The following is a 22,721-nucleotide window of genomic DNA, read 5'->3' as shown; positions in this document are numbered from 1 at the left end:
GATGTTATGAATGATTTGAGGCGTGATATTAAAGGTAAAAGTACAATATGAAGGTATGAGTATCCAGCCGTAATATCATAGATTCCCTGTCCAAAATTCGTCTGGTAATGGTTCATCAAAATCATTACTTGTCCAGATTGCTCCTGCGTGCAATCCTGCTGTACGCTGCTTAGTTGGGGATGCGATGGGTGCTAAACGGACAAGGGGAATGCCACCTTCTGTGAGAACAACCTCTATGCCTTTAAGTGCTAGAGATAATAACTCTTTTAAATTTGTCTGTGCTTCTTGCACGTCAACTGTTTTTGTCAGCATTGCAGTTATCCAAGCTAGGGATTAAAAGTACGATCGAACAGAGGTTAGCAATTTCAAGCTTAAATTGCTGATTTTATTATACTGTTAAATATTACAGGTCAAAGTGACGACGGAAGCGGGGGTCTAGTTTGTCAGTTTTCTTTTGGTTGCAGGTGCCGCAGAGGGTTTGCAAGTTGCTGATGTCGTTGCTGCCGCCGCGCGCTAGGGGGATGATATGATCGATCGTCAGTTGGGTTTCTAGCTTGGTTTGGCCGCAGCTTTGGCATTGGTATTTATTGCGAGTAAATACATATTTTCTGACTTCTGGGGGAATCGGGATTCTAGGGGTTTTAGACATGATGATTTTTAACCGCAGATGAACGCGAATTAACGCGGATGTTTGATGGATTAGCTGGGTGAGTTTTCTTGATTGAGAAGTTGGCGGCGCAAATCATCGAGGGGGGATTCTGGTTGGCTAGTTTCTGACTCGTTGTTTTCTGGTGTTTCTTCGACTTCGGGTTCGTCAGGGCAAAACTCTATAGTGACATTGAGTTTGAGCTTAATCTTTCCTTTCTTCCAGCCATTAGCACCCACTCTGAGAATTTCACAATCTATACCTTCACCAAACCATTTCTCATATAAATAACGTGTTTGGTCAGTAGTTAAACCGACATCAATATTTAGATTCTGTTGGCTTAACGAACGATTAAGTGTCTCTCCTAACCCATTTTCAGGCAAAACTTTATTTACTGTTTTCTTGAGTGTTTCTATTTTAAGCATTGCGTTACCAAAAGATAAAGCATCATCATTACCGCAGTTGTGAAAATCAAATTTATCTTCCATATTGATATCTAACCTAATAGGTTTTTTAGCCATGAGTTTTAACCGCATATGAACGCGAATGAACGCGAATTTTGGAGGGTTCAGTCTGCAAATAGTGCGTCATAAATGTCATTTTTCGCACTCAGCCAATCCTGATAAGCTTGGGATGCAAGCAGCGGTGGAACAGATTCTTTCCCTTTTGTCAAGAACACGGCTAGCTTGAGAAGTGTTGCTAACTTATCCTCGGAAAGTTGCTCGATTATTGTTAGAAGTTTTTGGCGAATGTTCATAGGATTAAAGTCGCTCTGTGTTGGCTATTATATCACAATAAACACAATAAAGAAACCAGGTGAATATAATTCACCCGGATTTCCAATCATTCACCATCCACCGAAACGCTATCATTTTGTCCAATTACAGGCAACAAATGCTCGTGCAACTTCATCGCCTGCAAACAACTATTAATCCCAGAAACCGCCCGATCGTACTCTTGAATCTTTTGCTCATTCTCAGCTTGCCGCCGCAGATTCCCAGCAATCTTTTCCTCCGCTTCCTGTGCCAAAGTTTGCTCCAAGTAATCGCGGGCTTGACTGTATTTCTGCAAAATATCATCAGCTTGCTTTTGGGCCAGCGGCAACAAATGCTCTTTCAGGGTTTGGTTGACAGTTTGGCGGAAAGTTTGCCGAATAGTTCTAGATACTTTTGGCTCGAAATCTAGCCTTAATAATTGCCGAATTGCCGGTTGGGCGTCCACCATGTTTTCGCAGTCGAAACCTTGAGATGTTTGCTGCAATGTTTCCCGGAATTGATAAATTGAAAAGGTGCCTTCGTCGTAAAAACGGGGACTTTCTCGCACGTAGCGATCGCACTCAACGCCCGCCGCATTTACCAAAGCATCAGAAACCCGCTTTGATAACTCCTCTAACTGCTGTTCAATTCCCCCGTCGTTCCCCAACAACCGATAGAGTAATCGATAGTATTCCGACTTGCGAACGCTATCTTTCAAATACTGGAAATAATTATCAACCAGTGACTTAGTAGCCTCTACTAAAATATCTTCCAACTGATTCGCTAAATAATAAAGTGCTTCAACTAAAACAGCAATTAAAGGTGCTGTGGCATTGCGGGGATGATTCCGCAAAGTGCGTCCGTAAGCCGCCTCAACAGAAAATCCATCTAACAATTCATCCAAGCGGCGGATCATCCGAGATTGCAGTTGCCGAAAGTCTATATCGAAAATATCGCATCTGTTCATAATCATTTCATTGACTTCTTCGGCGATATGTTCCCGAAAATCCTGTCCGACTTGCTGCAACTCTTGGTTTAGCCGCAAAAGTTCTTGTGCTTTCATCGCTTCAATTTCGCGGGGCTGGCTGTCCAAATTCCGCTGAATTGTTTGGTAATGTTTCCGCAGTTGAATGCACAAATCTTCTAAGTCGTCAGCTAAATTTTTGAACAGTTGCGGGCGTTTTTCTTCTGTGAGGTAACGGGTGATGGCTGTGCGAAAATCTTCGATCCCGCTATCTTGAATTAATTGAGAAATTAATGGTTGTCCTTGCTCTGCAAGAATCCGCACGTAGTTTTCATTGGGTGTTTCGTAGCTGTTAACTGAAATCCGAAATCTGCTTGGAGATAGCTTGCCGGAATTCGCACAGTAGCGATTAAATTCACTAACAAATTGCGGAGTCTCTTCACTATTACCGAGCAATTCTGAATCTAATTTATCATCTCCAGAAACTCGCCCTTGGCTGGTGGCAAAGATTGTATTTAAACCAAAGCGATCGCGCCCTGTTGTCCCTCGAATCAAACTCCCGTAAAAGCCCAACAATCCGCTAGTTTTGTAAACTCTGGCAGTATCGCGAAAGTCGGAATTAATCAGATTTTCTAAGCGCTGTCGCAGTTGTGTGTTGTACCAAGTATCGTCGATGCGGTTAAAAATGTAAAAAAGCCGATCGCGAATTCCAGGATTTCCCCGTGTTTTTTCCATCAACTCGGTTTCTTCCGTCGTCATTTCCCCAGACGAAGCGGCTTTCAAAACGCAGACAACCGCCGAAGTATCGGGGCTTTCAATCTTATCATAAGTCAATTCTGCATCCCGCTGCACCGGCGCATCAATTCCCGGCGTATCGATAATAATATTGCCATCTTCCAGCAAGGGATGATAACAGTAATATTCAACTCGTTTGAGTACAGCACTGTTGCTACCGCGACGGGCATAACTAGCAGCTTCTTTGAGATTGGAAAAGTTAAACTGTTCCATCGAGTAGGTAGCGTTTTCTACACTTTGGATGCGATCGCGATTTGCTTTAAAACCTTCTAACAGCAGCATCAAAGCCTTAGCTTGTTTGGCTATCTCCGATTTATTCTCGCCGCCTTCCGTCTCAATAATTATGTTACATCCCTGAGACAACAGGGACACTACATCTGTTTGATTAATATTAAGTTCAGTAGGTAAACCTAGCTGATCGCAAAGCACAGAAGCTTGCTGGCTAATCTCAAATTCACTCAAAAAAGTGAGAACAACGCGCTCTTTTTCCGGCTCAGCAAAGGCGATATAACATTCAGTACCTGTCGCGTGTCCTTCTGCACTGTAGAGCAATTCTCGCTCCAGCAAAGCATTAATCAGCATCGATTTTCCGGCACTGAAAGCACCCGCAAATACAATCTCAAATTGGGGAGAAATTGCTTTTTTCAGAGAAGCTTGTACCGCCGTGATATCTTGTTGTCGCAAAGACGATTCCTGACGCAGCAGTTGCAGTAAAGATTCAACTTGCTCTTGCAGATTGTTGCATTGAGGGGGCATTTGAGTCATCGCGGCAGACTGCTCCTGATTGTGGGAAAATTACCTTATTGTTAATTCTCTGCTAGTTCAGGAATAATCACAACAGTAATTTTACTTATGCGATCCAGAATTGCTGAAAGTGCGATCGGCTATTGTGGCGACAAATCATATCGTTTACGGTTGTTTCGGAATGATTAAAGCGCAGAGACCGCAGAGGGCGCTGAGGAAGAGAAGAGAGAGATGAATAATTGCTATACCCACGGATTTGATATCATCTATTTACAGCCAAGTGGCTAAATCTGATATGTCAGTAAAATTTAGCTAAGCATCTCCTAATTTTTCGCACAAAATTAGTAGTAAAGTGCGCATTATTGCGCCCTAAAAAATTAAACTTCCCCATTGCGTACCCTACATTAAACCGATAAATCCTGACGCGGTTTAAAAGACTCAACCTGCCGCAACTTTTCGTATAATTCCCGTTCCTCCTCACTAATTTCTTTGGGAATTAACACCTGAATTTCTACCAATTGATCGCCCCGATCGCCATTTCCCGTCGGATAACCCTTGTTAGCCAGCCGCAACCGCTTTCCAGACGTTACTCCAGACGGCAATTTCATCTTTACCAGACCGTCCAGCGTCGGCACTTCAATATCTCCCCCCAACACCGCTTCGCTGGGAGTCAGCGGCAATTCGCAGCAAATATCCGACATTTCCAATCGAAAAAATGGATGGGGAGAAACTGTGATTTTCAAATATAAATCCCCGCCGCCCATACCTTGATTTCGCAAGCGAATCCGCTGGCCCGATACCATCGCCGGAGGCATATTTACCTCGATCGATCGCCCATCTTCCAGACGAATTCGCTCAGTACCGCCCGAATAAGCCCTTTCCAAAGGCAGAGTCAGCCTGGCCTCAATGTCTCTTCTGGGTTCGCGATCGACTGTTTCCCGTCGCATTTCGCGATCGACTGTTTCCCGTCGCATTTCGCGATCGACTGCTTCCCGTCGCATTTCGCGATCGACTGCTTCCCGTCGCATTTCGCGATCGTCCACATCCCTTCTGGTGTCGCGATCGACCATATTCCTTCTGGTGTCGCGATCGACTGTTTCCCTTCTGGTGTCGCGATCGTCCACATCCCTTCTATCTTCCCTAGAATTAGCTACATAACTCGTTTTCTTAGAAGCCGTACTCCACGGTTCATAAGAAGCTGATCGCGGTGCATCATTCGCCGTCGCCATCCTCACTTCCCGGCGCCTTCCGAGCACTTGATCCAAAAATTTATTAAAATCAGAGTAATCGCTAAAATCGACATCTTCGGCCGGTTTTTTGCGGGTAGCTTTACCGTTTCCCCAAGTTTTGAAATTGGGAAGTCGCACCCCTTGCTTGCCTTGAAATCCCTTTTGTTTCCAAAATTTACTAAACTGATCGTATTGAGCTCGCTTGTCAATATCGGAAAGAATATCGTAAGCTTCATTAATATCCTTAAACCTATCTTCAGCAGATTTATCCCCCGGATTTACGTCAGGGTGCAACTGTCTGGCCAGCCGTCGATAGGCTTTCTTAATCTCATCAGCCGTGGCATCTTTGGGTACTCCCAAAATTAGATAGTAATTGCGAAAATTCTGCATAGTTAGAGAAGGAAGAAGGAAGAAGGAAGAAGGAAGAAGGAAGAAGGATGAGGGATGAAGGATGAGGTTTTATCCTTGTAGTTTGTTGATTGTACTGACAATTAATCGCGTGAGTTCATCTGCTTCTTTTATAACTGGTGAGATTTTTTCTGGTGCTGCTAACCCTACTCTTTCAGAAATCACTAGATGAGTATCCAGTTCTCTGAGCGAACCGAGAGCTATTCGCAAATATCGAATATACTCTTGTCTAGTAACACGCCCATATCCCTCCGCAATGTTAGCTGGTACTGATACAGATGCACGGCGAATTTGACTGGTAATACCATAAATTTCAGACGAATGAAAAGATTTAGTTAATTCGTAGCAAAGTTGACAAAGATAAATACCCCGCTGCCAGATGTATTGTTCTCTATGGGTCATATAACATAATTTTCTCCTTACTTATCATAGTAATCTTTATCTAATTCAAAGAAGTCTAGTGTAGGAGAGGAGAAAGAAAGGATCTGAGAAGAATTAGGAAAAGAACAGTCACAAATTCTCTGCTGAAAATCCGCTATTTTCCTTCTTCCTTCTTCCCTCTTCCTTCTTCCTTCTTCCTTCAATTACAGCCAATCGTCGTCATCATCCCAATCGTCACTTTGATTTTGATAAGGGCGACTTGGGCGATTAGCACTGCTTCTACGATCGCCCATGCGATCGTATGAACGATCGCCCATGCGATCGCCCATGCGATCGTTCATACGATCGGGAATTGGATCGACAGTCGATCGCCGATACGGTTTAGCATTGGTATAATAGCTGCTGTCATCGCTGCGCCGCTTGGTACCGTCGCCCGTAAAAGTCCGCTTCACAGACTCAAAGAAATCATCATCATCGTCATCATCAGCAAAAGCTGAAACTTCCCGGCTCAAATCGTAAAGAGCATCTTGCAAATCCGAACCAACTTGGTCAACTCCTCGCTCATCATTGCGTTCCAAACTGTCTCGCAATTCCCGAATTAAAGTTTCAATGCGCTGGCGACTTCTTTGAGCAAACTGCATTCCGCGATCGAGCGCTACCTCTCGCAACTGCCGCTCCGCTTGATAAGCTAAAGCTTCAGATCGATTGCGTTTTTCTACCTTTTCCCGCTGCAACTTATCAGCTTGAGCAAACTGTTCCGCATCGCGAATCATTTGATTCACTTCCTGCTGAGTCAGCGTCGAAGCACCTTGCACAGTAATGCTTTGTTCCCTGCCGGTAGTTTTGTCCAAAGCAGTCACCAACAGCATCCCGTTAGCATCAATATCAAAAGCTACTTGCACCTGCGGAATCCCTCGCGGTGCCGGCGGAATTCCAGTTAGTTTAAACCGTCCCAAAGACTTATTATCCCGGCCTAATTCCCGTTCCCCTTGGATTACGTGAATTTCTACCACAGTTTGGTTGTTTTCAGCAGTCGAAAAAATGTCCGATCGCCTGACGGGAATAGTAGTATTCCGAGGAATCAGTTTTTTCATCACCCCGCCGATTGTTTCCAAGCCCAGCGACAGCGGTGTCACGTCCAACAGCAGCACATCGCGGACATCGCCACCCAAAATCCCCGCTTGAATTGCCGCACCCACCGCCACAACTTCATCGGGATTGACATTTTGATTGGGTTCTCGATCGATCAAACTGCGAACAACTTCCTGAACCAAAGGAATGCGAGTCGAACCGCCGACTAGCACAACTTCATCAATGCGAGAAGGACTCAAATTTGCATCAGCCAAAGCTTGTTTCACCGGACGCCGCAACCGCTGCACCAAATCTGTGCACAGCCCCTCAAATTGACCGCGAGTTAGTCGCGTTTCCAAATGCAAAGGCCCATCTTCATTCGCATCGATAAACGGCAAATTAATCTCGGTGACACCGACTCCCGACAGCTCAATCTTGGCTTTTTCTGCCGCTTCGATCAATCGCTGCAAAGCTTGGCGGTTGCGTCGCAAATCGATTCCTTCTTTTTCTAAGAATTGATCTGCCAACCAATCAACAATTTTGGAGTCAAAATCATTGCCGCCCAATTGAGTATCGCCGCTAGTTGCTTTAACTTCAAATACTCCGTCTCCAACGTCTAAAATCGACACATCAAAAGTACCGCCGCCCAAATCAAACACTAAAATAGTTTGACTTTCTCGCCTGTCCAAACCGTAAGCCAAAGAAGCCGCTGTCGGCTCATTTAAAATCCGCTTGACTTCAAGTCCGGCAATTCGTCCTGCATCCCGCGTCGCCTGTCGCTGCGAGTCGTTGAAATAAGCCGGAACAGTAATTACAGCCCCCGTCACCTCTTGTCCCAGATAGCGGCTGGCTTCATCGGCCAGTTTCCGCAACACCATCGCCGAAATTTCCTCTGGGGCAAAATCTTTTTTCAGGCGGGGACACTTGACTTTGATGTTCCCGTTTTCGTCGCGGCGAGTTGTGTAAGGGACGCGCTTCGATTCAGGAGTCAGTTCGGTATATTTGCGTCCGATGTACCGCTTAACGGCGTAAAACGTGTTTTGCGGGTTGAGAACAGTTTGGCGTCTGGCCATCTGTCCGACAAGGCGTTCTCCTTCCTTGGTGAAAGCAACCACCGAGGGAGTTGTGCGCATCCCTTCTGCGTTGGCAATCACAACCGGTTTGCCGCCTTCCATGACGGCTACTACTGAGTTTGTCGTTCCGAGGTCAATGCCAACTACTTTTCCCATACGTCCATTGTCTCCTGTGGCGTTGTGTGTAGCTTTTTCAATATCAGCGTTAAGTATGATTGCATTTATTGTACCGCGTCGAGAAGCGGGGGCTGCGGGGGGATTGCCTCACCTGCGGCTGAGCCTGGGGTGCGATCGCTCCGCTGGTGGATTGGCGATCGCCTTTAGGAGTAGGATTGTCAACTTAGGAAAGCCGTGTATGTCCTTCTTTTGAAAGCAAAAAAAATTTGAGAATTGATTAACTACTGCGTTTTGCTAAACTAAAAGCAGCTAGCAGGATTGTTGAGCAAACAGAAACATAAAAATATGACTGTCAACTCTGTTCAGAATTCAGAATCCTCTCAAGAACACTCGATCGTTGACGTGCAGCATACCAACTGCTGCATAGTCGGAGGTGGGCCTGCGGGTGCTGTTTTAGCATTACTTTTAGCGCGGCAAAACATTCCAGTCATGCTGCTAGAAGTACACAAAGATTTTGACCGAGAATTTCGCGGCGATACGCTGCATCCGTCAGTAATGGAAATTATGGAGCAATTGGGTTTAGCAGAAAAATTGCTGGAATTGCCCCATACAAAAATGCGCCAACTCACCATCCAAGCTGCTGGCAATACCGCCACACTCGTAGATTTGTCCAGTCTCAAAACCAAGTATCCTTACATCACTATCCTTCCCCAAGTCAAGTTTCTCGAATTCATCATTGCCGAAGCGCAGCGCTACCCCAGTTTTCAGCTAGTAATGGGAGCTAATGCACAAGAAACGATCGTAGAAAATGGGGTTGTGTGCGGAATTCGATACCGGGGACGCGGGGGATATCATGAAGTGCGATCGACCCTCACAGTCGGTGCAGACGGTCGCTTTTCCCGCCTTCGCCAATTAGCAGGTTTTGAACCGATTAAAACTTCCTCGCCGATGGATGTCCTGTGGTTTCGTTTGCCGCGCAGTCCCCATGATGTCAAAGATTCCGGCGTGGGAGGTCGAGCTGGTGGAGGTCATTTATTAGTCACGATCGACCGCTTAGATTATTGGCAACTCGGTTACATTATTCTGAAAGGCAGCTATCAGAAATTGCGCGAATCAGGAATAGAAGCTTTGCAAAAATCTGTTGCTGAATTAGCACCAGAATTTGCAGATAGGGTCGAGCAACTGAAAGATTGGTCGCAAATTTCTTTTCTGTCCGTTGAATCGAGTCGCCTTCCCCGCTGGTATCGTCCCGGTTTGCTCTTAATTGGGGATGCTGCTCACGTCATGTCGCCCGTAGGCGGTGTGGGAATTAACTATGCGATTCAAGATGCTGTCGTCGCGGCTAATGTACTCAGCAACCCCCTGAAAAACGATCGCGTGCATCTGTGGGATTTGGCAGAAGTGCAGCGACAGCGGGAGTTGCCCACGCGGGTAATTCAAGCATTTCAGTCCTTTATGCAGGAGCGAATTATTAAGGGGGCATTAGATAGCGATCGACCGTTTACACCGCCACTTTTGTTGCAGTTACCAATTTTGCGAAATATTCCAGCGCGATTAATTGGTTTTGGATTAACTCGGGTTCGGGTGCGAAATTAATCAGATACCACACAAACTTAAAGAGGCCACAGTTATGCAAAGTATTAAAGTACGATCGCGCGTCGGTTCGGACGGGATGTTGCATTTGCAAGTCCCGGTTGGGATTACAGATACAGATTTGGAAGTTATTGTAGTTTTCCAGCGCATATCACCCGCAAATGAAGCTAAAACACCGGAAGATTTAGGCTGGTCTCCCGGTTTTTTTGAGATAACTTGCGGGTGCTTTCAGGATGAACCTTTAGTGCGGGGAGAACAAGGGGAATTTGAAAAACGGGAGGAATTGCTGTGATATCAAATCCGGTAGCATCGGAATTAATGTTACCCACAGTTAGGACACCGCGAGAGCCTAAGTCTCTACAATTAATCACGGTAGGAAAACGGCACTGCCGTGTCCTATATATCATTCCGGTTACACCGGAATAGATATGATTTATCTTTTAGACACTAATATTTGCATCCGTAGTTCTTTCAAAACAAAACAATGCTTGCCATCCAAATAAAACTATGAAATTTACCTTAGATGTAGAAAACAATCCTACAGGCTGGCCAGACCACACTCAGCTACCCGAATCCGACGGCACTTTTGTGAAAAACTTCCAAGAACATCCCCAAAGCATCCTGTTAACCGATTCAATTACTCCCGTCTTACAAAGCATTCATCCAGATGGTAACTATTGTATCGGTCAAGATAGCGGCATTTATTGGCGATTAACTGAGCCGATAGAACGGGGTGCAGAAGCGCCTGACTGGTTTTATGTGCCTAATGTTCCGCCAACTATTGACGGTCAATTGCGCCGTTCTTATGTGATGTGGCAAGAATTTGTAGCACCGTTAATTGTGTTAGAATTTGTATCGGGCAATGGTGCAGAAGAACGGGACAGAACGCCTTTGTTGCGATCGGGTCAACAGGAAACTCAGCCGGGTAAATTCTGGATTTATGAAAATGTGATACGTCCGGCCTTTTACGGAATTTATGAAGTAACTAAGGCTAGCGTTGAAGTCTATCACCTGATCGAAGATAGGTATCAATTAGTTGCTGCAAATGAGCGCGGTCATTATCCCATTGAACCGTTAGGAGTGGAATTGGGAATTTGGCAAGGAAGGTATCAAAATGTTGAGTTACCTTGGCTGCGCTGGTGGGATAGTGCAGGAAATTTGCTGTTATCGGGAGCAGAAAGAGCAGATCGCCAACAAGAAAGAGCTCAACAAGCAGAAGACCAATTAGAGCAATTGCGCGCTCAGTTGCGATCGGCTGGAATTGAACCGGAATTGTGAATTGCCTGCAAGTGCGATCGCCCCCATCCCCAGCGATCGCATCTAAAAACTTTACAATGGCGATCGGGAACATCGATCGCTCCTCTTGAAGCTAAAATCAAACAACAACCCAAAATAAATCTATGGGACTCTTTGACAAGATTCGCGGCGAATTTGTCGATATCATCGAATGGTTGGACAATACGAGCGATACCATTGCCTATCGATTCGAGCGCCACCAAAACGAAATTAAACAAGGTGCTAAACTAACTGTACGACCCGGACAAATAGCAGTCTTTGTCAGCGAAGGTCGAGTTGCCGATGTCTTCGATCCGGGAATGTACGAACTGTACACCCGCAACTTACCCGTTCTCAGCACATTAAAAGGTTGGCCCTACGGTTTCAACTCTCCCTTTAAAGCAGAAGTCTACTTTTTTAACACCAAAATATTTACAAACCTGAGATGGGGAACCTCTAACCCTGTAATTATCCGCGATCCCGAACTCGGCCCAGTGAGAATGCGGGCTTTTGGCACATACAACATTAAAGTTTCTCATCCCGAACAACTCTTAAAACAACTAATCAGCACTGACGGACTATTTCAAGTAGATGAAATCACCGATCAACTCCGCAATACAATAGTCAGTGCCTTTGCCAATTGGGTTGGCAGTTCCCGCGTTCCCCTCTTAGACTTTGCAGCCAACTACACCCACATGGGCGAACAGGTACGAGTTGCCATAGAGCCAAGTATCCAGCAGTTTGGGTTAGAGTTAACTCAGCTATTAATTGAAAACATCTCGATGCCTCCAGAAGTTGAAGCAGCGCTCGACAAACGAGCCTCGATCGGACTTCTGGGAAATATGCAGCAATATACCCAATATCAAGCTGCTAACGCCATAGAAGCATCAGCAAATAACCCCAGTGGCGGCAATCAAGCATTAGAATTGGGCATGGGAATGGCACTAGGTCAGCAAATGACAAATATGATGCAGCCGCCAGCATCGCAAACACCGCCGCCACCTCCCCCACCCACACAAACTCAGTGGTATATTGCCCAGAACGGTCAACAATTAGGCCCTTTTGAATTGCATCAACTTCTGCAAAATGGTTTGACACATCAGGTAATGGTGTGGCGTGCGGGTTTTGACGGCTGGAAGTTAGCATCGCAAGTGCCGGAATTAGCATCTTTGTTGGCAACAGTCCCGCCGCCTCCCCCGCCAGCCGCCGCCTAAAATTTTGCATATTTAGTTAATTGGTAATTAGTAATTGATCTGCTTTCCAAATTACCAATTACCAATTACATCACCAATAAACTATTATGAATACTTCGGAACCTGCTGTTAAGCGTTTTCCCTGTCCTAGCTGCGGGGCTTATTTAGAGTTCAACCCCCAAGCAGGAAAACTCAAGTGTGCTTACTGCGGCTGGGAAGATGCAATTCCCCAAACTGCTGAAGAGGTAAAGGAAAATTCTTACGAACAATATCTACAATTCGACGAAACAACGCTGACAACTTTATCAACAACAGCCCTTGAAGTAAAATGCAATGATTGCGGAGCAAGTGTTACTTTTGAACCGCCGAAAGTAGCGGGCCAATGCCCATTTTGCGCTTCTCCAATTGTGACGCAACCTGAAAAAGCTAGCCCGAGTTTGCATCCAGAGGGAATTGTCCCTTTTGAAGTTACTGATAAACAGGCCAGAGAAAGCATTCAGAAGTGGCTAAGCAACCGCTGGTTTGCTCCTTCTGCTTTGAAATCCCTAGCGCAACAGGAGAAAATTCAAGGGGTTTATTTGCCGTTTTGGACTTACGACACTTATACGGTTAGTTACTATCAGGGTTCTCGCGGAGAACACTACTACGTGACTGAAACTTATACGGAAACAAACTCGCAGGGCGAAACAGAAACTAAAACTCGCGAAGTCCAACATACCAGGTGGTGGCCTGCTTCTGGCAGAGTCGATCGCTCTTTTGACGATATTCTGATTCCGGCCACAACTTCAGTCGATCGCCGCCGTCTGGATGCGTTAGAACCTTGGCATCTCAAGGAGTCGCTGCGCGCTTACAATTCATCTTATTTAGCTGGGTTTGAAGCGCAGCGATCGCAAGTTTCTCTCACTCAAGGATTTGAATCTGCTAAAAATGTCATGGCCGGTACTATTCGCTACGATGTTTGTAGAGATATCGGCGGCGACGAGCAGCAGGTTCACAGCATTTCCACTGATTACAATGCTATCACTTTTAAACATATTTTGCTACCTGTGTGGCTGTGTGCCTATCGCTATCAAAACCAGCGATATCAAGTAATGGTTAATGCTCGCACCGCTGAAGTTCAAGGCGAGCGTCCCTACAGTGTTTGGAAGATTACTGCTGCTGTGCTTAGCGGTGTCGTGCTTGCGGGTGTTATGTACCTATTGTTTACTGGTAATTGGAGATATATCCGTGTTCCCGGTCTGCCTCAACCGCAACCCCAATCAACTTCCCTACCTGTACCGCACCAAAGTTTACCGCCAGTTCCTATTCCCTCTACCGCACCACCAAGCCAAAAATTACCGCCAGCGCCTGTTCCCTCTACCGCACCTGTACCGAACAAAAAATTACCGCCAGCGCCTATTCCCTCTACACTCTAGTAATTCTGGATGGAGCAGTAACCGGAGGCGGCGGAGGCATCGTCGTCGGTGTAGTAGTCGCGATCGATGTCAGTAAAATTAACTCAATTATTATTTGAGCCGAATCAATAAATTTAATGTAAATCTACCTTAAGGAGTACACAACATTGCTTTTACATATCTTTTTTTAATACACCTAAACTAAATATAACAAGTTATATTTAATTTAGGTGTTGCTTTAAGGATTGATTATGAGTAAACTCGATTTAATTCTACTGAAGAGCTTAATAAAAAAATTTTATAAATAATAAATAAAATACGAATTATTGACATTTAAAGACACCTTCAATAACTGCACTTTATAGCATAGCAAACCTACTGAGAGAGCGAAAGTTTGTAAATATGTTGTGTCAAAAACTCAAATAAATCTTTAATGAGTACAACAAAAGAACTTTTAATAACAGAATAGGAGAATCAATTGTATGAATCAAAATCTAATTAAATGGTTGGCCGCTGCTCTAATGCTAATAGACCACATCGGATTGATGCTTGAAGCAGAACCCATGCGCATCATCGGTCGCCTCAGTTTTCCGTTGTTTAGTTGGGTGTTTGCTCAAAATTGGAAACGACCGGGGGACAAAAATCCTCTAATTACTCGACTGATATTATTTGGGGTACTTTCTCAAATACCTCATATGTTACTTTTTGGCAATTTACAGTTAAACATCATGTTTAGCTTTGCCGTAGCAGCACTAACTTTGAGCTACATCCGACGCTTCGATCGCAAAATTGCAGTTTTAAGCACAGGTCTAGTAACTGCTCAAATTTTAGGAGTGAGTTACGGCTGGTATGCAGTGGCTTGCCCGCTATTGATGATTAGGTGGAAAGGAGGAGGCGATCGCCTTTGGTGGTTCGGCTGGACTATAGCAAATATCGGATATACAATTAGTTGCAAAAGCTGGATTCAAATTTTCGCCATATTCGCGCCGCTAGTTCTGGCATACTACGATAGTTCTAAAGATCAAAAACCAACGGCTTTAGAAAAAAGATTTTTCTATTATTTTTACCCACTACACCTTGGGGGGCTAGCCGCACTGCGAACAATTGTCTAAATAAGACTGGGGATTCTAATTAGTTCATTCGCGTCTCTGAGCGATCGGCCCCAGAAGAGCGCGATCGCTTTCTAAACTGTATTGCCAACATTCAACTCACCGAGGCGCTTCAAAATACTCAGCACGCTGTACAAATCATTCCCAGGATTGAAAAGGTAAAACTTTCGAGAAAAAGCGTACTGTGCTTTTTCCCGCTTAACTAATTTGACAAATAGAAAATCTGCCCCATTCATTAACAATCCGTAAGTAGGTCGATCGGCACTCAGATTAGCTAACATATAAGCCAGTAACTGCGGTATGCCTACTTCCAAAGAAAACGCAGCTTTCTTAGATTCAATAACTACTACCCACAACTCCTGAAATAAAACCAAAACATCCAACTGTCCCCTGACAATCACTCCCTCATCTTCGTCAACAATTTCTACAGATTTTTCTGAAGTAACATGAAAAGGAGCAAGATAAAAATCAGCTAAATCCAAAAGCGGAGATAGCACCACCATTTTGACTGTATTTTCGAGCAGCGGCGGATGTTTGAGCAAATTCCTGTAACTTGCTTTCACTCTATCTAATCGTTGTTTTTCATAATCGCTGATTTCTGGCAAATCATCTTGCCACTCGCGAAAAAATTGGTCATCCTCAACCCACTCTATTTTGAAGTGGGTTTCCAAATCATTCAGTGCGACATTTTTAGCTTGAATTGTTTGTACCATAAATTTAACTAATTTATTGAAATTTTCCTCATAATTGATGATAGCAAAAAGTCCTATATTTCCGTTAATACTGAGGTATTGCATCTTTGGGAACAGTCCTTTGACAATCAAGCAATTTGATCCGGGGCCCCCGGATCGCGGCTGGGGAGCCAGAAAAAAGCTCTGCGTCGTCCTCACAAGCCCCCGGATTGAGGCTGTGAGAGCAATCTAAAATCTAAAATCTAAAATCCCCTCACCTCCACCAGCCCCAATTCCCAAAAAATGTAACGAGTTGTAAAGTATAATTAAACCGAAGCGAACACAGAGGCCAAGTAGTATCAAATGCGAGTTGCGATCGCCGGAGCAGGCTTAGCAGGACTTTCCTGCGCAAAATATCTTACCGACGCGGGCCACACCCCCATCCTCCTAGAAAGTCGGGACGTACTCGGCGGCAAAGTCGCCGCCTGGAAAGATGCAGACGGCGACTGGTACGAAACCGGCCTTCACATCTTCTTCGGTGCATACCCAAATATGCTCCAACTCTTCAAAGAACTCGACATTGAAGACAGGCTGCAATGGAAACAGCACAGCATGATTTTCAATCAGCCAAACAACCCCGGAACTTATTCGCGGTTTGACTTTCCCGATCTTCCGGCCCCTTTCAACGGCGTCGCAGCCATCCTGGGCAACAACGATATGCTCACCTGGCCCGAAAAAATCCGCTTCGGTATAGGTTTGATTCCGGCCATGCTTCAGGGTCAAAACTATGTCGAAGAAATGGACAAATACTCGTTTTCCGACTGGCTCAAAAAGCAAAACGTCCCCCCCAGAGTCGAAAAAGAAGTATTCATCGCCATGTCCAAGGCGCTCAACTTCATCGACCCCCACGAAATATCTGCAACCATACTGCTGACAGCCCTCAACCGCTTCCTGCAAGAGAAAAACGGCTCGAAAATGGCCTTTTTAGACGGTTCCCCCACAGAGAGGTTGTGTCAGCCGATGGTAGACTACATAACTGAGCGCGGTGGCGAAGTACGGCTGAATGCACCCATCAAAGAGTTTTTGCTCAACGATGACAACACGGTGCGCGGCTTCCACATTCGGGGCGTAAAAGGGGCAGAGTCAGAAATTCTGACGGCCGATATTTACGTTTCCGCGATGCCGGTTGACCCGCTCAAGTTGATGATGCCGAAACCTTGGGGCGAAATGGATTATTTCAAACAGCTCGAAGGCTTGGAGGGAGTACCCGTCATTAATGTACACTTGTGGTTCGATCGCAAGCTAACTGAAATCGACCATTTGCTGTTCTCGCGATCGCCCCTGCTGAGCGTCTACGCCGACATGAGCAACACCTGCCGCGAATATGCCAACCCAGACAAATCAATGCTGGAACTGGTTTTAGCACCGGCCAAAAACTGGATAGGCAAATCTGACGAAGATATCGTCGCAGCCACAATGGTCGAGTTAGAAAAACTCTTTCCCGATCAAATCCCAGAACCAGCCAAACTGCTCAAATATCACGTAGTCAAAACCCCACGTTCCGTTTACAAAGCCACTCCCGGACGCCAGCAGTGCCGTCCCACACAAACAACTCCCATTAGCAATTTCTATCTAACGGGGGATTATACAATGCAGCGTTATCTTGCGAGTATGGAAGGTGCCGTGCTTTCTGGTAAGCTGACAGCGCAGGCTATTTCGACGGCCAATAACAAATGAAAAATTAAGAATTTTTCATAAAAACGTAAAAGAATCTCCCGTTTTCTAAACGGGGGAATGTCAGTTCTAATCTTTAAATTTCTTATTCTCGGATGCTGCAACTGTCAAAACTCCAGTGCATGAGAACTCTGGCTTCTGTGGATGACTCTTACGAACTGTGCCGCCAAGTCACGGCGAGTTATGCCAAAAATTTTTATTTAGGCACTCAACTCATGCCCGAAGCGAAGCGTCGGGCAATTTGGGCGATTTACGTCTGGTGCCGCCGCACCGACGAACTCGTAGACGGGCCGGGTTCTGATGCAACGACCCCTGAAACCCTCAATCTGTGGGAAAAACGCCTAGAATCTGTGTTTGCCGGCCATCCTCACGACGACTACGACGTAGCTTTGGTGGATACGCTGTCTCGTTTCCCGATCGACATTCAGCCGTTTCGGGAGATGATTGCGGGCCAGCAAATGGACTTGTACCGCAGCCGCTACGAAACTTTTGAAGAGCTCAATCTTTACTGTTATCGAGTAGCGGGTACTGTAGGGCTGATGTCGATGTCTGTCATGGGTGTAGACGAATCGAAGTCCGCTGCTAATTGGAATTGGCACTGGGGGAATAGAATTCCCAAAGAAGAAGCCATCTCCCTCGGTATTGCCAAGCAGTTGACTAATATTCTGCGCGATGTCGGAGAAGACGCCCGCCGCGGCCGCATTTACATTCCCTTAGAAGACTTAGCTTTGTTTAACTACACCGAAGAAGATTTATTCAACGGTGTCATTGACAACCGCTGGCGGGAATTGATGCGGTTTCAAATTCAGCGAGCTCGCAAATTATACGCCAGCGCCGAGCCCGGAATTAAAGTGCTGAGTCCCGATATCCGCTGGACAGTTTGGGCTGCTACCATGCTGTACAGCAGGATCTTAAATGCGATCGAACGCAATCAGTACGATGTTTTCCAGAAGCGGGCTTATGTTAGCAATTCTCAGAAACTGCTGTGTCTCCCCGCCGCTTGGCTGAAGTCAAAAGTGCTTTAGCCGCGGGCCGTATTGCTGGCGATTCGGCAACGGGTAAGGGGTATTTGTCAAGTTACAAATTATATGATGTCCAGCAAATTGCATATTAGATTTGTGGGGACGCGCTAGTGCCGTGTCCCTGCCTGCGGTGTGTCGATCTAAGTCAAAGTGGCGGTGTAGCGGGTGAATTTTTCAATTGATCGATCGAACTTTCCAACAATTGCTTTTCCTGCTGGAGTTTTGCCTCTAAATTTTGAATTTGTTCCCGGCGGGCTTCAACTTCAATCAAGCGGCGAGACAATTCTTGACTCTGCAAAGTGAGAGATTGCCGCCAATCTTCTGCTTTCTGGGCTTCTTGCTGCAAAAAATCGGGAGTAAAGCCTGTTGTTAAATATTTATCTACTAATTGTAGCACCCAGTTGGTCGCTGCTTGAATATGTAAAACCTGGCTATTTTCGTCAACATTTGCTAATACTAAAATCCCTTGATTTAAAACATTAGTTGCAGAGTTAATTTGATTTCGATCAAAATCTTTCTGTAATGTCAAGAAACTTTCTTCACTAAGAATAGCCCAAGTATCATCAGAATTTTGGCAAGCCAGCAATTGCAGACTTATCTCGCCTAAATTTTCCTGATTTTGTACTTGGGCTAAATATAACATGAGGGTAATTAGTAATTGGTTATTGGTTCTTAGATAGGGGTTATTAGTTATTTATGGTAGGATTTGCGAGTTCGTAGGGGCGGGTTTTACAAACAATAATTGCCTGAAACTAACTATCTCGTAAACCCGCCCCCGCAACAGTCAACAGTCAACTATTAAAACACCTTTAGCCGATCGCGCAAAATCTCCGCTTGTTTTTCGGCTTCCGCCAAAGCATCCCTCGCGCCCTGAACCACATCAGGAGTAGCCTTATCCACAAACTTCTGATTAGTCAAACGCGCCGCAGTATGCTTAATTTCTGCTTCCACCTTGCTCAGCTTCTTTTCTAACTTAGCACGCAAAGCCACCAAATCCACCACCCCAGCCAGAGGAATCAATACTTGCACAGTACCGACAACCCCAGCAATTGTCTGTCCCAAATCTACATCCAAACTAGCAGTAACTGTCAGATTTTCGACTTTTGCCAAATCCTGAATGTAAACGCCTCCATCTGAGATGATTTGGCGTTCTTTCTCGCTTTCGCTTTGCAAAATCGCCGTCACCTTCACACTGGGTTTGATATCAGCATCTGCCCGCAAGTTGCGAATAGTGCGAATTGTACCGAACAACAATTCAAACTGCTGTTCCAAATCAGCATCAATTAACGAGAGGTCGGCTTCAGGATAAGCTTGCAAAGCCAAACATCCATCGTCACCTGTTTGAGTCAGAGTGTGCCAAATTTCCTCAGTAATGTGCGGCATAAAAGGATGCAGCAGTTTCAAAATTCCTTCCAAGACAAAAGCAAAAGTTTGCTGTGCCACTTTCTTAGAATTTGGTTCAGCATCCTGCTGCAAGCGAGATTTTACTAACTCAATATACCAGTCACAAAAATCGCCCCAAATAAACTCATAAAGTCCCTTCGCCGCTTCCCCCAAACCGTAATTTTCCAAACAATTGCGGCTTTCTTGCACAACTTGATAATAACGAGAAAGAATCCAGCGATCGCACAATTCTAAATCCTCAACCGCAGGATGCCCCAATTGCTGCGGAGTCTGTCCCGACAAATTCATCATCACAAACCTGGCCGCATTCCACAATTTATTAGTGAAATTCCGGGAAGATTCCACCGATTTCGATTCATCAGTTTTGCGATCGTACTCCATGCGAATATTTTGACCTGCCCCAACCACTTCCTTAACCAAAGTGTAGCGCAAAGCATCAGTACCGTACTTGCCAATCAACAGCAGCGGATCGATACCATTTCCTTTACTCTTAGACATTTTTTGACCGTTTTCATCCAACACCAAACCGTGAATGTAAACAGTATCAAAAGGCATCTTTTCAGTAAAATGTCCTGCCATCATCGTCATTCTAGCAACCCAGAAAAAGATGATATCAAAACCAGTCACCAAAGTAGTTGTCGGATAGTAAAACTCCAAATCTTTAGTTTCGTCAGGCCATCCCAGAGTTGAGAAAGGCCACAACCCAGACGAAAACCAAGTATCCAGTACATCTGGATCTCTTGCTAGCTGCACGTCATTACCAAACTTAGCCTTAGCTTTTTCCCTAGCTTCAGCTTCACTTTTCGCCACCACAAAAGGCGTCGTGTCAGTAATTTCTCCCTGAGTTTCGCTAACAGCATACCAAGCCGGGATTTGGTGTCCCCACCACAATTGTCGGGAGATACACCAATCCTTCAGCTTCACCAACCAATCGCGATAAACCTTTGTCCATCTTTCAGGAACAAAGACTGGTGAGTTATTTTGGTCTAATTCTTTTAAAGCACGTTGAGAAAGAGGATCTATCTTCACAAACCATTGCGTAGATATCAAAGGTTCGACCGGGACTTTGCCGCGTTCGCTGTAGGGAACAGTATGCTTGTAATCTTCTATTTTAACCAAAACCCCGTCACTTTCTAACCGCTTCACCACATTCTTTCTGGCAACAAATCGGTCTTGTCCTTGGAACTCTCCGGCATTTTCGTTTAAAGTGCCGTCCTTATTCATAATGTTAATAAACGGCAAATTGTGACGCTTACCCATCTCGAAGTCATTCGGATCGTGGGCGGGAGTCACCTTGACACAACCAGTTCCGAAAGTCGGATCGACAAACTCATCAGCAATGATTGGGATTTCGCGATTGACGATCGGCAAAGTCACAGTTTTACCGATAAGATGTTTGTAGCGATCGTCCTGCGGATTAACCGCCACCGCAGTATCGCCCAACATCGTTTCGGGCCGAGTCGTCGCCACCTCCAAAGAACCAGAACCGTCCGTCAAAGGATAGCGGAAATGCCACAAATGCCCGTCCACTTCCTGCTGGTCTACCTCCAAATCCGACACAGCAGACTGACTCGCCGGACACCAATTCACCAGGTAATTGCCGCGATAAATCAGCCCCTCATCGTACAGGCGGACAAACGCTTCTAAAACCGCAGCGGATAAGCCTTCATCCATCGTAAAGCGTTCGCGCGACCAATCGACAGACACGCCCAAACTGCGCAATTGATTAGTAATAGTATTGCCCGATTCAGCTTTCCACTCCCAGGCCCGTTCCAAGAATTTTTCTCGGCCTAAATCGTGGCGAGTTTTGCCTTCTGCTTTGAGTTGCTTTTCGAGAATAGTTTGAACTGCGATGCTAGCATGATCCGTTCCCGGCAACCACAGCGTATTGCGTCCAGTCATGCGGTGATAGCGGACGAGGACATCAATCAGCGTCTCTTCAAAAGCGTGTCCCATGTGGAGGCTGCCGGTGACGTTGGGCGGCGGAATGACGACGCAGTAAGGTTCGCCGCCGGCTTCTGGGTCAGCTTTGAAGGTTTGATTGTCTTCCCAGTATTTTTGCCACTTGGTTTCGGTGGCTTTGGGGTCGTATTGCGGGGGTAGGTTTGCGGTCATGGTGGCTTGAGAGTTTGATCTTATTTATGATTGTGCCACAGGAGAGCGAGGAGAAGATGTTTGAACCGCAGAGGGCGCAGAGGGCGCAGAGGGAAGAGAGTTGGGAGGGGATTTGAAAGAGTTGACTTATGCTGTGATTGGGGCAGCGATGGAGGTTCATAAGGAGTTGGGGCCGGGGTTTTTGGAAGCGGTATATGAGAATTCGTTGCGTGAAGAACTCTCGCGCCTGGGAATTTCTTTTGAACCTCAACCTACGATGAATGTCATTTACAAAGGTGTTGTGGTTGGGGAAGGCAGATACGATATGCTGGTTGCCAACACTCTCGTAGTTGAATTAAAGTTAGTCCAAACTATACTTCCTATCCATGAGGCTCAAGTTATTTCGTACCTCAAAATGACTGGTTATCCTCTAACCCTTCTCATCAACTTTAATATCAGTTTTTTAAAAGAAGGAATCCGCCGCTTCATCTTCTCTTAACAAACCCTTTTATTCCTCCCCTCTCTGCGCCCTCTGCGGTTCATTCGTCTGAATATCTTTAATTATTTCACTTCCTTATAATCCACGCCATAACTCGTATCTCTCCCAGACAAATACGTCGTTTTACCCGTTAAAGTCTCCAGAGTTTTTCTCGTTTCAGCCGAAGTAATCGTATTCAGCGGCACGCCGAACTTGCTAGCCAAACCAGCGGCCACGCCGACACCTTGTCCTTGATAAATATTCACCGTCGCAATTCGCCCGACGGATACCGCCATACCGACCGCCTCATCCTCTCCTAACAAACCCTCTCATCCCTCTCCTCTCTGCGCCCTCTGCGCCCTCTGCGGTTCATTCTTCTTAATATCTCTAATTATTTCACCTCCTTATAATCCACCCCGTAACTCGTATCTCTCCCCGACAAATACGTAGTTTTCCCCGTTAAAGTCTCCAGAGTTTTTTTCGTTTCAGCCGAAGTAATCGTATTCAGCGGCACGCCGAACTTGCTAGCCAAACCAGCGGCCACGCCGACACCTTGTCCTTGATAAATATT

General features: G+C 45.6%; 22 protein-coding genes and 1 pseudogene. 10 read left to right on the top strand and 13 right to left on the bottom strand.

Annotated elements, in window-relative coordinates; all coding sequences use genetic code 11:
• Positions 1-75 precede the first annotated feature (75 nt).
• From E5S67_RS08275 to dnaK, 8 genes are all read right to left on the bottom strand, one after another.
• Positions 76-312 (bottom strand): type II toxin-antitoxin system Phd/YefM family antitoxin, encoded by a 237-nt coding sequence (locus tag E5S67_RS08275; RefSeq protein WP_172186585.1) that lies wholly within the window; start codon positions 310-312, stop codon positions 76-78.
• 91 nt (positions 313-403) lie between these two features.
• Positions 404-649, bottom strand: a complete 246-nt coding sequence (locus E5S67_RS08270; protein WP_015179287.1) for an HNH endonuclease — start codon at positions 647-649, stop codon at positions 404-406.
• Positions 650-699: 50 nt separating this feature from the next.
• Positions 700-1,167 carry a KGK domain-containing protein gene (locus E5S67_RS08265; RefSeq protein ID WP_172186584.1) on the bottom strand — a complete coding sequence of 156 codons (468 nt, stop codon included), beginning with the start codon at positions 1,165-1,167 and terminating at the stop codon, positions 700-702.
• 47 nt (positions 1,168-1,214) lie between these two features.
• On the bottom strand, positions 1,215-1,403 hold the full coding sequence (locus E5S67_RS08260; protein WP_172186583.1) for a hypothetical protein: 189 nt from the start codon (positions 1,401-1,403) through the stop codon (positions 1,215-1,217).
• Positions 1,404-1,489: 86 nt separating this feature from the next.
• A complete protein-coding gene (locus tag E5S67_RS08255) occupies positions 1,490-3,925 on the bottom strand; it encodes a dynamin-like GTPase family protein (protein ID WP_172186582.1) in 2,436 nt (811 codons plus the stop codon).
• 383 nt (positions 3,926-4,308) lie between these two features.
• Positions 4,309-5,523, bottom strand: coding sequence for a DnaJ C-terminal domain-containing protein (locus tag E5S67_RS08250; RefSeq protein WP_172186581.1), 1,215 nt, complete (start codon positions 5,521-5,523; stop codon positions 4,309-4,311).
• 69 nt (positions 5,524-5,592) lie between these two features.
• Positions 5,593-5,943 (bottom strand): four helix bundle protein, encoded by a 351-nt coding sequence (locus E5S67_RS08245; protein ID WP_172186580.1) that lies wholly within the window; start codon positions 5,941-5,943, stop codon positions 5,593-5,595.
• A 182-nt stretch (positions 5,944-6,125) separates the two neighbouring features.
• Entirely contained in the window at positions 6,126-8,222 is a 2,097-nt protein-coding gene (gene dnaK / locus E5S67_RS08240; RefSeq protein WP_172186579.1) for a molecular chaperone DnaK, read from the bottom strand.
• A 55-nt stretch (positions 8,223-8,277) separates the two neighbouring features.
• Between dnaK and E5S67_RS08235 the strand changes: the two genes are divergently transcribed.
• The 7 genes from E5S67_RS08235 (at position 8,278) to E5S67_RS08205 (ending at position 14,750) form a co-directional block, all read left to right on the top strand.
• A complete protein-coding gene (locus tag E5S67_RS08235) occupies positions 8,278-8,436 on the top strand; it encodes a hypothetical protein (protein ID WP_172186578.1) in 159 nt (52 codons plus the stop codon).
• A 92-nt stretch (positions 8,437-8,528) separates the two neighbouring features.
• Entirely contained in the window at positions 8,529-9,779 is a 1,251-nt protein-coding gene (locus E5S67_RS08230; protein WP_172186577.1) for an FAD-dependent oxidoreductase, read from the top strand.
• 34 nt (positions 9,780-9,813) lie between these two features.
• Positions 9,814-10,068, top strand: coding sequence for a hypothetical protein (locus E5S67_RS08225; protein ID WP_172186576.1), 255 nt, complete (start codon positions 9,814-9,816; stop codon positions 10,066-10,068).
• Between the two features lie 215 nt (positions 10,069-10,283).
• A complete protein-coding gene (locus E5S67_RS08220) occupies positions 10,284-11,054 on the top strand; it encodes a Uma2 family endonuclease (RefSeq protein ID WP_172186575.1) in 771 nt (256 codons plus the stop codon).
• Between the two features lie 122 nt (positions 11,055-11,176).
• Positions 11,177-12,265, top strand: coding sequence for an SPFH domain-containing protein (locus E5S67_RS08215; protein ID WP_172186574.1), 1,089 nt, complete (start codon positions 11,177-11,179; stop codon positions 12,263-12,265).
• A gap of 86 nt (positions 12,266-12,351) precedes the next feature.
• The gene (locus E5S67_RS08210) at positions 12,352-13,659 is read left to right on the top strand and encodes a TFIIB-type zinc ribbon-containing protein (RefSeq protein ID WP_172186573.1); all 1,308 of its coding nucleotides are present in this window, start codon (positions 12,352-12,354) and stop codon (positions 13,657-13,659) included.
• Positions 13,660-14,120: 461 nt separating this feature from the next.
• A complete protein-coding gene (locus E5S67_RS08205; RefSeq protein WP_172186572.1) occupies positions 14,121-14,750 on the top strand; it encodes a TraX family protein in 630 nt (209 codons plus the stop codon).
• Between the two features lie 71 nt (positions 14,751-14,821).
• Here the strand turns inward: E5S67_RS08205 and E5S67_RS08200 are convergent, their stop codons facing one another.
• Positions 14,822-15,460, bottom strand: a complete 639-nt coding sequence (locus E5S67_RS08200; protein WP_172186571.1) for a restriction endonuclease subunit R — start codon at positions 15,458-15,460, stop codon at positions 14,822-14,824.
• Positions 15,461-15,781: 321 nt separating this feature from the next.
• On the opposite strand from E5S67_RS08200, the gene pds reads away from it, so the two are divergent.
• Positions 15,782-17,155, top strand: coding sequence for a 15-cis-phytoene desaturase (pds, locus tag E5S67_RS08195; protein ID WP_172186570.1), 1,374 nt, complete (start codon positions 15,782-15,784; stop codon positions 17,153-17,155).
• Between the two features lie 92 nt (positions 17,156-17,247).
• Entirely contained in the window at positions 17,248-18,177 is a 930-nt protein-coding gene (crtB, locus tag E5S67_RS08190) for a 15-cis-phytoene synthase CrtB (RefSeq protein WP_172186569.1), read from the top strand.
• A gap of 142 nt (positions 18,178-18,319) precedes the next feature.
• On the opposite strand, the gene E5S67_RS08185 is transcribed toward crtB, so the two are convergent.
• Together E5S67_RS08185 and E5S67_RS08180 are read right to left on the bottom strand one after the other, a co-directional pair.
• Positions 18,320-18,817, bottom strand: a complete 498-nt coding sequence (locus E5S67_RS08185; protein WP_172186568.1) for a hypothetical protein — start codon at positions 18,815-18,817, stop codon at positions 18,320-18,322.
• A gap of 155 nt (positions 18,818-18,972) precedes the next feature.
• Positions 18,973-21,693, bottom strand: coding sequence for a valine--tRNA ligase (locus E5S67_RS08180; protein WP_172186567.1), 2,721 nt, complete (start codon positions 21,691-21,693; stop codon positions 18,973-18,975).
• A 112-nt stretch (positions 21,694-21,805) separates the two neighbouring features.
• Between E5S67_RS08180 and E5S67_RS08175 the strand changes: the two genes are divergently transcribed.
• Positions 21,806-22,171: a GxxExxY protein gene (locus tag E5S67_RS08175; protein WP_246276679.1), complete on the top strand. Its 366-nt coding sequence runs from the start codon at positions 21,806-21,808 to the stop codon at positions 22,169-22,171.
• Between the two features lie 62 nt (positions 22,172-22,233).
• Here E5S67_RS08175 and E5S67_RS08170 read toward each other — a convergent pair whose 3' ends face one another.
• Together E5S67_RS08170 and E5S67_RS32320 are read right to left on the bottom strand one after the other, a co-directional pair.
• A complete protein-coding gene (locus E5S67_RS08170; RefSeq protein WP_246276678.1) occupies positions 22,234-22,446 on the bottom strand; it encodes a hypothetical protein in 213 nt (70 codons plus the stop codon).
• A 95-nt stretch (positions 22,447-22,541) separates the two neighbouring features.
• A pseudogene (locus tag E5S67_RS32320) lies at positions 22,542-22,721 on the bottom strand (FAD-dependent oxidoreductase); the annotation flags it as partial.

Origin of the sequence: Microcoleus asticus IPMA8 (assembly GCF_013179805.1) — a bacterium.
Taxonomy (GTDB): Bacteria; Cyanobacteriota; Cyanobacteriia; order Cyanobacteriales; family Microcoleaceae; genus Microcoleus; species Microcoleus asticus.
The sequence above is the reverse complement of the archived record's forward strand: the minus strand, read 5'-3'. Positions and strand labels throughout refer to the sequence as shown.